Here is a 12,562-nt window from a genome sequence, read left to right on the forward strand (position 1 = left end):
GCGATCACGTCGCGTCACTCGCGAGAGCCGCGCCGTATCGGGTGTCGTGCCAACCGTGCAGGATGCGCCGCGCGGACGGCCGGGTGGGCCGCGAGCGCGCGGGAGGAGGCATCGGGTGCGGGGTGGGTGGTGCGGATGGGTGGTGGTGGCGGCAAGATTGGGCCGGATATGGACTGCGCGGTGTAGGAATGAACTGCCCCGACCCGGAAAGGCTCGATAGTGACAGACGGATTCGGACCGGTTGTGCCACCCGATGCGGGGGCTCGGGCGACAGCGGAGCAGCGGCAGGCGCAGCTGACCAAACCCGGAGGGGCGCTCGGGCGGCTCGAGACGCTTGGGAATTGGGTGTCGGCATGTCAGGGCGTGTGCCCACCGAAGCAGTTCGAGCGGGCGCGGGTGGTGGTGTTCGCCGGAGATCACGGCATTGCGCGCCACGGTGTTTCGGCATATCCGAGTGAGGTGACCGCGCAGATGGTCGCCAATTTCCTCGGCGGCGGCGCGGCGGTGAATACGCTGGCCGGAGTAGCGGGTGCGACCGTGCGGGTCGTCGATATTTCCGTCGATGCCGATACCGATCCGCAGGTCGCCAAGCACAAAGTGCGGCGCTCGAGCGGGGCGATCGATCGCGAAGACGCGCTCAGTGAGGACGAGATCCATGCCGCGCTCGCCGCGGGCAAGGCGATCGCCGACGAAGAGATTGATGCGGGCGCCGACCTGCTCATCGCGGGCGATATGGGCATCGGCAATACGACACCGGCCACCGTCCTCATCGCGACCCTTACCGATACCGAACCCATCGCCGCTGTCGGCCGGGGTACCGGCGTGGACGATGCGGGCTGGATCCGCAAGGTCGCCGCGATCCGCGATGCCATGCGCCGCGCCCGCCCGGTCGCCAAGGACCCGGTCGAATTACTGCGCGTAGCCGCAGGCGCCGACTTCGCCGCCCTGGCGGGCTTCCTCGCCCAGGCCGCGACCCGACGGACTCCGGTCATCCTCGACGGCGTGGTCGTCACGGCGGCCGCCCTGGTCGCCGAGGATCTGGCCGCGGGTGCCAGCGCCTGGTGGCTCGCGGGCCACCGCTCCACCGAACCCGCGCACACCCTCGCCCTGCGCCACCTCCGCCTCGAGCCCCTCCTCGACCTGGACATGCGCCTCGGCGAAGGATCCGGCGCCCTGACCGCCCTCCCCGTCCTCCGCGCCGCCGTGGCCACCCTCGCCGAAATGGCCACCTTCGTGGAAGCCGGTGTGAGCACAGCCGATTCGGTCGCCGAAGCCGAAGCCGAAGCCGAAGCCGAAGCCGAAGCCGAAGCCGAAGCCGAGACCAGCATCGCCGCTGAAGCGACCGCGCAACCGGACTTGCGGAAATAGACGGTGACCGCACGCGCCTTCCGCAACGAGCGAGCGTTGCGCTTCGGGCAAGCGCACCGCGCTCTCGGTCCGAAGCTCCGCGACAACCGCCATCGGCAGCCGACGGTCCCGACTCGCAGGGCGACCCCAACCACCAGCGGCAACACACGCCTCCGGCGACAGGCGGGCCGGGCACTCCGAGCCGACGGAACGCTCAGCATGAACGATGCACGGCGTAGGGCGCGCGCGACGGCGGTTTCGCTGCGTGGATCGGACGATGGCGATGGTCGAGCGATTACAGGTCGGCAAATATGAACGCTGTGCGGCTTGCGGTGTCGTGGCTGACGGTGCTGCCGGTGCGGGGGCCGGAGAGTGTCGATCGGAGCGCGGCGGGGCGGGCGATTGCGTTGGCGCCGTTGGTGGGGGTGGGACTCGGGGCCGCCGGGGTCGGGGTGCTGTGGGTGTTGGTGTGGGGTGGGGTGAGTGCTGCGGTCGCGGGGCTGGTGGTGGTTGCCGGGTTGGCGCTCATCACTCGGGGGATGCACCTGGATGGGTTGGCCGACACGCTGGACGGGTTGGGGTCCTATGGGTCGCCCGAGCGGGCCAGGGAGATATTGAAGCGTGGTGACACGGGGCCGTTCGGGGTGGCGGCAATTGTGTTCGTCGTTGGGATCCAAGCGCTTTCGTTCGCCGCACTGGCCCAGGCCGAGCGTTGGTTCGCGGTGCTGCTCGCGGTGGCAGTCGGCCGAGTGGTCGTGGTCCTCGCATGTCGGCGTGGCATCGCTGCCGCGCCCGGCACCGGCTTCGGCGCATTAGTCGCCGGGACCCAGCACCTGATCACCGTCGCGCTCTGGTCCGCCCTCGCCGTTGCCGCGGGCATACTCGCCGTCCCGAACCACCGCTGGCTCGGCCCCGCCGTTGTCCTTGTCGCCCTGGGCATTTCAGCTCTATGGGCCCGACACTGCACTCACCGCTTCGGCGGACTCTCCGGTGACATCCTCGGCGCAACACTCGAGATATCCGTCGCCATCACCGCCGCCGGACTAACCCTGGGCACCTGACTCACAACAGCGTCGCCAGCAACGCGTTGCCATGCCGCCCTTGATATTTCAGGTTTCATGACCAACATCGGCCCCCACGCCGGGATAGCGGATCGGGCCTGAGCGTGCGTTCTCGCGTGGACTACGCGGAAAATGCAGGCTCAGACCCACTTCGCCCGTCAGCTGGACAGGGCAGCGGCGGTATTCACTCGCATCGGGCCGGCGCCTGCCAACACGGCGGCTTCGTCAGTCCCGTGACCACGTACACGCGCACGCCCGCACTCGCACCGGACACATTGCCCGCGATGAGATAGCTGGCACGGTGCGCGAATTGTCTGGGTCAGGCAATACAGTGGACGGTATGCCTTCCGAGCGTCTGTATTTTCGTCAACTGCTGTCCGGTCGAGATTTTGCCGTGGGTGATCCGATCGCGACACAGATGCGAAATTTCGCGTATCTGATCGGCGATCGGGAGACCAGCGAGTGCGTGGTGGTGGATCCGGCGTATGCGGCGGCGGATCTGGTAGATATCGCCGAGGCCGACGGACTGCGGCTGACCGGGGTGCTCGCCACCCATCACCACCCGGACCATGTCGGCGGCACCATGCTGGGATTCACCCTGCGCGGAGTGCGGGAGCTGCTGGAGAAGACGAGCGTTCCGGTGCACGTCAATGCCGAGGAACTGTCCTGGGTCGCCAATGTCACCGGCATCGCGCCGAGCGAACTCACCGGACACCAGCACTGTGACAAGGTCAGTGTCGGCGCCTTCGATATCGAACTGCTGCACACCCCCGGCCACACGCCCGGCAGCCAGTGCTTCCTGTTCGACAATCGCCTCATCGCGGGCGACACCCTGTTCATCGACGGCTGCGGCCGCACCGACTTCCCGGGCGGTGACTCCGAGGCAATGTTCCGCAGCCTGCGTTACCTAGCGGACCTATCCGGCGACCCGGTCGTCTACCCCGGTCACTGGTACTCCCAGGACCCCTCCGCCGCGCTCTCCACGGTCAAGGACGCCAACTACGTCATGCGCCCGCAAACCCTGGAGGAATGGCGCACATTCATGCCCAGCTGACCCGCGACCGGCACACGGCTGCGGTATTTCGTGAGAGTGCCGCAGTCACATACCGCGCATCCACCCGTGGATATCGGCGAAGGTGCCGCGCTGGATCCCGGTGAGAGTATCGCGCAGCGCCATGGTGACCTCGCCCGGTTCGCCACCGCCGACGGCGAACTCACCATCGGCGGAGCGAACCCAGCCGACAGGTGTGATCACGGCGGCAGTACCGCAGGCGAACACCTCGGTGATCTCGCCGGATTCGGCGCCCTTGCGCCACTCCTCCACCGAAACCTTGCGCTCCTCAACCACATAGCCCGAGTCGGCGGCGAGGGTGAGCAGCGAATCGCGGGTGATGCCGGGCAATAGCGAGCCGGACAGTTCCGGGGTGACCAGCCGCGCCTCGGAACCGGACCCGAAGACGAAGAACAGATTGTTGGTACCCATCTCTTCGACATAGCGACGCTCACAGGCATCGAGCCAGACGACCTGATCGCAGCCCTTCTCCGAGGCCTGCGCCTGGGCTAGCAGCGAGGCCGCGTAGTTACCGGCGACCTTCGCCTCACCGGTGCCGCCCGGTGCGGCTCGCACGTATTCGGTCGACAGCCAGACCCGCACCGGCTTCACACCGCGCGGGAAGTACGCGCCCGCAGGCGATCCCAGCAGCAGGTATTTGTAGGCGGCGGCGGGCTTCACACCCAGCCCGGCCTCGGTGGCGAACATGAACGGCCGCAGGTACAGCGACTCCTCACCACCGGCCGCTGGCACCCAGCCGCTATCGACCTCGAGCAGTTGCCGCACGGATTCGATGAATAGTTCCTCGGGCAGTTCCGCCATCGCCATCCGGCGCGCGGACTTGCGGAAGCGCGCCGCATTCGCGTCGATGCGGAAGCAGGAGACGCTGCCGTCGTTCTGCCGGTAGGCCTTCAGACCCTCGAAGATGGCCTGGCCGTAGTGGAACACCATCGTCGCCGGGTCCATCGCCAACGGAGCGTACGGCTCGACCCGGGCATTGCCCCAACCTTCACCCTCGATGTAGTCGATGGAGACCATGTGGTCGGTGAAGAAGCGTCCGAATCCCGGTGCCGCCAGAATCTCCTGTACCCGCTGCGCCGGGGTGGGCGCGGGATGCGGAACATGGGTGAACTGTGCAGCAACGGTCATGAGGCAGATCCTATCGGTCGCGGTTTCGCCGCGGTGCGAGTGTCGGCGCGCGCGAATGTACCCGCGTCACCCGCCGACCTCCGCAGTACAAGACAGACGCCGACTATTTGGTCTTCGTGTCGACGAACGGCGGGCGTACGACCTCGCAGCGCAACCGTCGCCCACGAACATCGACATCGACCTCCGTGCCGGGTTCGATAGCCGCTTCGGTATCGAGCATGGCGAGGGCGATACCGATCTGCAGCGTCGGCGAGAAGGTGCCGGAAGTGGTTTCGCCGACGGGCTCGCCGGCACGCAGCACGGCCTGTCCCTGACGCAGCACACCGCGATCAAGCGCCTTCAGCCCCAATAGGATTCGACGCGGACCGGCCGACTTCTCCTGCTGCAGTGCGTCTTTGCCCCAGAACTCGGACTTCTTCCAGCCGATCGCCCATCCGCAGCGCGCCTGCACGGGCGAAATCTCCAGCGACAGTTCATGTCCGTGTAGCGGATAACCCATCTCGGTGCGCAACGTGTCGCGGGCACCGAGCCCGGCGGGCTGCCCATCGTGCGCGCGGACCTGCTCGACGAGTGCGCGGAACAGCGGCTCGGCATCGGCCCACCGCGGCAGCAGCTCGTAGCCGTGTTCACCGGTGTATCCGGTGCGACAGACCCGAATCCGGCGGCCATCCCAATCGGCGTCGGCGTAGGCCATGTACTCCATATCGGTCGGCAGCCCGAGCGCGGTGAGCACCTCGGTCGAGCGCGGTCCCTGCACCGCGAACACCCCGTACTCGCGGTGCTCATCGGTCACCGTGATGCCCTCCGGCGCGACCTTCTGCAGTTCGGCGACGACCGCCGCGGTGTTGGCGGCGTTGGGCACCAGGAAGATCTCGTCATCGCCGACGTAATAGGCGATCAGATCGTCGATCACACCACCGTCGGGCGCACAGCACAGCGTGTACTGCGCCTTGCCCGGTCGGATCCGACCGAGATCGTTGGTGAGGGCCGAGTTCACGAACTCGGCCGCACCGGCGCCGCGCACCGTTGCCTTGCCGAGATGGCTCACATCGAACAGGCCGACCGTCGTGCGCACCGCCTGATGCTCGCCGATCGTCCCCGCATACGACACCGGCATCTGCCACCCGCCGAACGGCGCGAACTTCGCCCCGAGTTCGACGTGGACGTCATGGATCGGCCCTTGCAGCGGATTGGTATCGGTCACCTGGGGAGCTTATCCCGGCGTTGTCCGCCCCTGGGCTCGTACTCGACCTGCTGGCGCGGCGATCTCGATCAGCCGCGGAACCACATGGGAATCAGCGTCGGGCCGTCCTCCGGGAGGGTGTGGGTGTGCCCTTCGCGCACGAATCCCTTGCGCGTGTAGAGCCGGGCCGATCGTTGCGTACTGGCTTCCAGGAATGCCGGAATACTCGCATCGGATGCGGCCTTCAGCCGGTCGGTCAGGATGGCGCCGCCCGCGCCCTTTCCGCGATGCTCCGGAACGGTGACGATCACCTGGAGGTAGCGGTGCGGGAATTCGCGTGGATGTTCCCTGGCGAGCAGGCTGGTGACATAGGCCGCACGGCGCAGCGCCGAGACCTCGGGGGCAGCATCGGCGGCGGCCCGGAGTTCGGCGGCCTCGGCCGCGTGGCGGTCGACGGAAGTGACGGTCTGCCACAGCGATACGGCTCGGATGCTGCCGTCGGCCTCGGCAATCCAGATCTCGTCCTCGCACAGCGCCTTGTCGATGAGATCGGGCACCCAGCCCGCGAGGAACCGGTCGGCGGGGTGGCCATGCAATATCCACACGGTCACCGCCTCATCAAGGGCGGCCGCGGCGAATGCGGCGATGAGCGGATCGCGATCCGCCGCGGTCGCCTGCCGAACGGTCGAACCGGTACCCATAGCGCAATCCTCTCGCCGCGAACGATGTGTTCATTGGCCAATGTAGGTCGGACATACCGGGGTTGCTAGCGATGACCGAATTCGTGCTGACCGAAAGTGCACCCGCACCAACGACATCGGCGGACCGACAGGCCGAACTCAGCCACGTCGCCCGGTCCCGAACTAGACTTCGCCGCCCTGCTCGATACCGGCCTCGAACTGCTCCTCGACGGGATAGCGGCACGTCTGCCCAGTAACCTGTGCCCATGACCGCTGTTGCAGATCGTTCGCTCGGACCGGAACTGGACCTGGTCGACACCATCGGCCCCGACACCGACGTACTGGTGATCGGATTGGTGTCCGGCGACGACGGCCCGACAATCGCCACCTTGGAGGACGACTTCGTCGACACCATCCTCGCCGCCGAGGTGCGCGCCGCGCTTCAGGAACAGCTGCGCGCAGTCGGCGCAAAGGGCAAGGCCGAGGAACTGACCAGGATTCCGGCGCCTGTCGGTCTCGGTGCGAAGAGTGTGCTCGCCGTCGGACTCGGCGCCGCGGATAAGATCGATGCCGAGCAGATCCGCCGCTCGGCCGGTGTGGCCGCCCGCTCGCTGACCGGTGTCGGCCGGGCCGTGACGACACTGTCGGGTCTGGAGGGCGGCATCGGCCCGACCGCCGAAGGGTTCTTCCTAGGCGCCTACACGTTCACCGCGTTCAAATCCGAGAACGCCAACGGCAAGCCGGATGATCAGCCGGTGCGCAGGGTCGAACTCCTGGTCGGCGACCCCAGTGCGTCCTATGGCAAGGGTTTCGCGCACGACTGGGTGGTCGCCGAATCGATCGCCACCGCACGCGATTTCGTCAACACCCCGCCCAGCCACCTGTACCCGGCCGAATTCGCCACCCGTGCAAAGGCCCTCGGCGAGGCCGCCGGTCTCCAGGTGGAGGTGCTCGACGAACAGGCGCTCGCGGACGGCGGCTACGGCGGTGTGCTCGGCGTCGGCAAGGGTTCCTCGCGTCAGCCCCGGCTGGTCCGCCTGACCTATCGCGGCGGCGATAAGAAGATCGCGTTGATCGGCAAGGGCATCACTTTCGACACCGGCGGCATCTCCATCAAGCCCGCCGCGAATATGGAGAATATGACCTCGGATATGGCGGGCGCCGCGGCGGTCATCGCCACGACCGTCGCCGCGGCCAAGCTGGAGCTGCCGGTCACGGTGATCGCGACCGTCCCGATGGCGGAGAATATGCCGTCGGCCACCGCGCAGCGCCCCGGCGACGTGCTCACCCAGTACGGCGGCAAGACCGTCGAGGTGCTGAACACCGATGCCGAGGGCCGCCTCATCCTGGCCGACGCCATCGTGCGCGCGGGCGAGGACGAGCCGGACTACCTCATCGACGTCGCCACCCTGACCGGCGCCCAGATGGTCGCGCTCGGCACCCGTACCCCCGGCGTCATGGGCACCGACGATTTCCGCGACCGCGTCGCCCGCTTGTCCCGCCTCGCGGGCGAAAACGGTTGGGCCATGCCGCTTCCCACCGAACTACGGGCCGACCTGAACTCCAAGGTCGCCGACCTCGCGAACGTCGCACCGCACCGTTGGGGCGGCATGCTCTCCGCGGCGATCTTCCTCCAGGAGTTCGTCCCGGAAGGCGTGCAGTGGGCGCATCTGGACGTTGCGGGCCCCGCCTATAACACCGGCGGCCCTTTCGGCTACATCGGCAAGGGCGGCACCGGGGTTCCGGTCCGCACGCTGGTCTCGGTGATCGAGGACATCGCCGCCGAGGACGCACCCACCGCTGAGTAAGCCGCCCATCGCAACGGCATGCGCGGCGCCCGAAGCCGTTCGGGCGCCGCACCGGTCGCGGCGGGATCGACGGTAGTGAAATGGTGGTTTGCGAGGGCGTTCGAACCGCCTCTCACTACCGTCGACAGCTACCCACCTCGGCTGACGGGCAAGCGCCGCGAACATATTGAACGAAACGAACAGTGCTACGGGTCGCGCAATTCGCGTTCGAACGCTCGCTGGCGCTCTACCCGCCTGCGGGCGTCATAGTCGCGCATCCGTTGCGGATAACCGGTCTTGCGAACGTCGTAAACCGGAATCCGCAAATCACCGGCAAGCCGTCGCGCCCCACGCTCGCCGACGATGCGGCGGGTCCATTCACCATCGGCGGCAATAAGCACGACAGTGACATCCGTCACGGTTGTCTTGGGCTCCACGTACCCTTCGACCCCGGTGTGGGTGCGCACCCACTCGGCGAGATAGCGGGCATCCTCGCCACTACCCGAACCCCCACGTAAAACGCTGCCACCCCGGGCCGCGCCGCCTCGGAAACGATCCAGCAAACCCAACGACGCCGACCTCCTTCCACCTGTGACCGAGTGCTCGGCACCGGTCATTCCATCTTGCCAGCCCCGTGCAGTTCGCTGCCCTGTGCTACACGTCTCGCAGACGAGTGCAAGGATGGATCGCGGTACAAGAACCACACAGATCTCCGGTGCCACGCACAATGATCGGTGGCTTTCGGACACCCATCGCGACCCGCGGTGGGTGTTCGCAGTGAGATCAACTGTTGTAGAACCCGTCGAGCAGTCAGAGGAGTCAACGGACATGGCCTTCTCCGTCCAGATGCCGGCTCTTGGTGAGAGCGTCACCGAGGGAACGGTGACCAGGTGGCTGAAGCAGGAAGGAGACACGGTCGAGGTCGACGAGCCACTGCTCGAGGTCTCCACCGATAAGGTCGACACCGAGATCCCGTCGCCGGCGGCGGGTGTGTTGTCGAAGATCGTCGCCGCCGAGGATGACGTCGTCGAGGTCGGCGGTGAGCTCGGTGTGATCAGCGAAGCCGGCGAAGCGCCCGCGCCCGCCGCCGCACCCGCACCTGAAGCCGCGCCTGCACCCGCCCCCGCGCCGGAGCCGGAACCGGCCCCCGCGGCCGCCGCTGCGGCCCCTGCACCCGCGGCTCCCGCCGCAGCCCCGGCCGCCGCGTCGGGCACCCCGGTCAAGATGCCGGAACTCGGTGAGTCGGTCACCGAGGGCACCGTCACCCGCTGGCTCAAGCAGGTCGGTGACCAGGTCGCCGTCGACGAGCCGCTACTCGAGGTCTCCACCGATAAGGTCGACACCGAGATCCCCTCGCCCGTCGCCGGCACCCTGCTGGAGATCTCCGCGCAGGAAGACGATGTCGTCGCCGTCGGTGGACAGCTCGGCGTGATCGGCAGCGGCGCCCCCGCGGCCGCCGCACCGGCACCCGCCGCCCCCGCACCGGCCCCGGCAGCTCCGGCGCCCGCTCCGGCCCCCGCTCCGGCCCCGGCACCCGCGCCCGCCGCTGCGGCCCCTGCACCAGCTGCCGCCCCTGCACCAGCTCCGGCCCCTGCGCCAGCTCCCAAGCCTGCTCCGGCTCCGGCCGCCACGGCTCCGGCGCCGACCCAGGACACCTCTGGCAACGGGGCGACCCCCTACGTCACCCCGCTGGTCCGCAAGCTGGCCGAGGAGAACGGCGTAAATCTCGCCACCGTCACCGGCTCCGGTGTCGGCGGACGCATCCGCAAGCAGGATGTGCTCGCCGCCGTCGAGGCCAAGAAGGCGCCGGCTCCGGCCGCCGCCCCCGCAGCCGCCGCACCGGCCGCGAAAGCGCCCGCCGCGGCGGCGGTCCCGTCACAGCTGGCGCATCTGCGCGGCACCGTGCAGAAGGCGAGCCGCATCCGCCAGATCACCGCCACCAAGACCCGGGAATCGCTGCAGACCACCGCGCAGCTGACCCAGGTGCACGAGGCGGATGTCACCAAGATCGCGGCACTGCGCAGCCAGGCCAAGGCCGCGTTCAAGGACCGCGAGGGCGTCAACCTGACGTTCCTGCCGTTCTTCGCCAAGGCGGTCGTCGAGGCGCTCGGCGTGCACCCGAATGTGAACGCCAGCTACGACGAGTCCACGAAGGAGATCACCTACCATGCCTCGGTGCACCTCGGCATCGCCGTCGACACCGAGCAGGGTCTGCTGTCCCCGGTGATCCACAACGCCAGCGACCTGTCGCTGGCCGGACTGGCCCGTGCCATCGCCGATATCGCCAACCGGGCCCGCACCGGCGGCCTCAAGCCGGACGAGCTGGCCGGTGGCACCTTCACCATCACCAATATCGGCAGCCAGGGCGCGCTGTTCGACACCCCGATCCTGGTTCCGCCGCAGGCAGGCATGCTCGGCACGGGTGCGATCGTCAAGCGCCCGGTGGTGGTCACCGATGAGACCGGCAACGAGTCCATCGGCGTTCGGTCCATGTGCTACCTGCCGCTCACCTACGATCACCGCCTCATCGACGGCGCCGACGCCGGTCGCTTCCTGACCACCATCCGGCACCGGCTCGAGGAAGCGGCGTTCGAGGCGGACCTCGGTCTGTAGTCGGAAAGGATCGTCTGTCGCGTATGAAGGTGGTGATCGCCGGTTCGTCCGGGCTGATCGGGACGGCGCTCGTCGCGGCATTGCGCCGCGACGGGCACGAAGTCGCCCGATTGGTACGCCGCTCCCCCAACGCGCCGGACGAGTACCGCTGGGATCCCGCTCGCGCCGATCTGGACGAGCGGGCCCTACGCGGCGCCGATGCGGTGGTCAACCTCTGCGGAGCAAGCCTCGGACGGCGGCGCTGGAACGGCAGCTACAAACAGGAGCTGCGCGACAGTCGGCTGACCCCGACCGATGTGCTGGCCAATGCGGTCGCCGTCGCTGGTGTGCCGGTGCTCGTGAATGCCAGCGGCGTGCACTACTACGGCGGCGCCACCGGCAGTAGGGTGGTCGACGAAACCGCTCCCGCGGGAACGGGTTTCCTCGCGACCCTCTGCCAAGATTGGGAGGCCGCGACCAAACCCGCCGTCGATGCCGGTGTGCGCACGGTGCTGTTGCGCAGCGCGGTGGTGCTGTCTCATCACGGCGGCATGCTCGGCATGCTGCAGCCGTTGTACTCGCTCGGGCTCGGCGGCCGACTCGGCAACGGACGTCAGTACACGCCGTGGATCTCGATGGCCGACGAGATCGGTGCGATCATCTTCGCGCTCACCCACGACAGCATTGCCGGGCCGATCAATTCGGTCGGTCCGGCACCGGTCACCAATGCCGAATTCAATCGGGCACTCGGCCGCGTCCTGCATCGGCCGACCCCATTCGTGGTGCCCGCGTTCGCATTACGCGCGCTGATCGGCGAATTCGCCGAAGAGGCGATCCTGAACGGGCCGCGTGTGATTCCGACGGCGCTGGAGGCGGCGGGTTACCCGTTCCAGCACCAGACGATCGGCGCGGCGCTGGCGGCGGCCTTGGGCCGTGATGATGAACGATGACGACGGACACCGAGACCGACACGGTATAGACCGCGCGCCGACATTCACCGGCAGCACAACGATCCAGGCGCCGGAGCCAATTACCAAGCGCCCCAATGGAGTAGATCGATGACCGAGCTAGACGCCCGAGGTGCCACCGTCATCCGCGACGCGCACGAGGGAGATCTGCCCGAGATCCTGGTCATCCACAACGCGAATATCGCCACCTCCACCGCCATCTGGGATCACGAGCAGGTCGATCTCGACGATCGACGCGCCTGGTTCCGCGGGCGCACCGCCGCCGGACTGCCCATTCTGGTCGCCGATATCGGCGGCGAGGTCGCCGGTTACGCCAGCTACGGCCCCTGGCGGACCCGATCGGGTTACCGCTTCACTGTGGAGAATTCGGTCTATGTAGCCGACCGTTTCCACCGTCGCGGTATCGCCGGCGCCCTGCTCACCGAGCTGATCGGGCGTGCCCGCCGGGCGGGCACCGTGCACGCAATGGTCGCCGCCATCGAATCCGGCAATACCGGTTCGATCGCGCTGCACGAGCGGTTCGATTTCCGCACCGTCGGAGAACTGCCGGAAGTCGGCCGGAAGTTCGGTCGCTGGATGGACCTGACCCTGATGCAGTTGACACTGCCCGTCGAGGGCGACTAGGCCGGTCGGCGGTGGCCGCAGCCCCAGTGCCTGCGCCCGATGCCAAACCTGGCAACCCTGTGGCATCGCCCACACCAGGTTGGTTTATTGGATGGCCGCGCTCGGCGTACCGTCAAGGGC

Annotated in this window: 11 protein-coding genes; 7 read left to right on the plus strand and 4 right to left on the minus strand. The window is 68.0% G+C overall.

All coding sequences use genetic code 11. From position 1 onward, the window contains the following. Positions 1-219 precede the first annotated feature (219 nt). The 3 genes from cobT (at position 220) to AB0J47_RS14290 (ending at position 3,462) form a co-directional block, all read left to right on the plus strand. A complete protein-coding gene (gene cobT / locus AB0J47_RS14280) occupies positions 220-1,368 on the plus strand; it encodes a nicotinate-nucleotide--dimethylbenzimidazole phosphoribosyltransferase (RefSeq protein WP_364345270.1) in 1,149 nt (382 codons plus the stop codon). Between the two features lie 290 nt (positions 1,369-1,658). Further along, on the plus strand, positions 1,659-2,408 hold the full coding sequence (locus AB0J47_RS14285; protein WP_364345272.1) for an adenosylcobinamide-GDP ribazoletransferase: 750 nt from the start codon (positions 1,659-1,661) through the stop codon (positions 2,406-2,408). A gap of 340 nt (positions 2,409-2,748) precedes the next feature. Further along, entirely contained in the window at positions 2,749-3,462 is a 714-nt protein-coding gene (locus AB0J47_RS14290) for an MBL fold metallo-hydrolase (protein WP_364345274.1), read from the plus strand. 45 nt (positions 3,463-3,507) lie between these two features. On the opposite strand, the gene AB0J47_RS14295 is transcribed toward AB0J47_RS14290, so the two are convergent. The 3 genes from AB0J47_RS14295 to AB0J47_RS14305 form a co-directional block, all read right to left on the minus strand. After that, the gene (locus tag AB0J47_RS14295; RefSeq protein ID WP_364345276.1) at positions 3,508-4,608 is read right to left on the minus strand and encodes a branched-chain amino acid aminotransferase; all 1,101 of its coding nucleotides are present in this window, start codon (positions 4,606-4,608) and stop codon (positions 3,508-3,510) included. A 103-nt stretch (positions 4,609-4,711) separates the two neighbouring features. Next, on the minus strand, positions 4,712-5,812 hold the full coding sequence (gcvT, locus tag AB0J47_RS14300; RefSeq protein ID WP_364345278.1) for a glycine cleavage system aminomethyltransferase GcvT: 1,101 nt from the start codon (positions 5,810-5,812) through the stop codon (positions 4,712-4,714). 68 nt (positions 5,813-5,880) lie between these two features. Next, positions 5,881-6,492: a GNAT family N-acetyltransferase gene (locus AB0J47_RS14305; protein ID WP_364345280.1), complete on the minus strand. Its 612-nt coding sequence runs from the start codon at positions 6,490-6,492 to the stop codon at positions 5,881-5,883. A gap of 245 nt (positions 6,493-6,737) precedes the next feature. Here AB0J47_RS14305 and AB0J47_RS14310 point away from each other — a divergent pair, with 245 nt between their 5' ends. Then, the gene (locus tag AB0J47_RS14310) at positions 6,738-8,279 is read left to right on the plus strand and encodes a leucyl aminopeptidase (RefSeq protein ID WP_364345282.1); all 1,542 of its coding nucleotides are present in this window, start codon (positions 6,738-6,740) and stop codon (positions 8,277-8,279) included. A gap of 185 nt (positions 8,280-8,464) precedes the next feature. On the opposite strand, the gene AB0J47_RS14315 is transcribed toward AB0J47_RS14310, so the two are convergent. Then, positions 8,465-8,827, minus strand: coding sequence for an oxidoreductase (locus AB0J47_RS14315; RefSeq protein ID WP_364345284.1), 363 nt, complete (start codon positions 8,825-8,827; stop codon positions 8,465-8,467). Positions 8,828-9,086: 259 nt separating this feature from the next. Between AB0J47_RS14315 and sucB the strand changes: the two genes are divergently transcribed. From sucB to AB0J47_RS14330, 3 genes are all read left to right on the plus strand, one after another. Then, positions 9,087-10,871, plus strand: a complete 1,785-nt coding sequence (gene sucB / locus AB0J47_RS14320) for a 2-oxoglutarate dehydrogenase, E2 component, dihydrolipoamide succinyltransferase (protein ID WP_364345286.1) — start codon at positions 9,087-9,089, stop codon at positions 10,869-10,871. 23 nt (positions 10,872-10,894) lie between these two features. Next, the gene (locus tag AB0J47_RS14325) at positions 10,895-11,800 is read left to right on the plus strand and encodes a TIGR01777 family oxidoreductase (protein WP_364345288.1); all 906 of its coding nucleotides are present in this window, start codon (positions 10,895-10,897) and stop codon (positions 11,798-11,800) included. 108 nt (positions 11,801-11,908) lie between these two features. Further along, positions 11,909-12,442, plus strand: coding sequence for an N-acetyltransferase family protein (locus AB0J47_RS14330; protein ID WP_364345290.1), 534 nt, complete (start codon positions 11,909-11,911; stop codon positions 12,440-12,442). Positions 12,443-12,562: the final 120 nt, after the last annotated feature.

Source organism: Nocardia sp. NPDC049737 (assembly GCF_040674755.1).
Lineage (GTDB): Bacteria > Actinomycetota > Actinomycetes > Mycobacteriales > Mycobacteriaceae > Nocardia.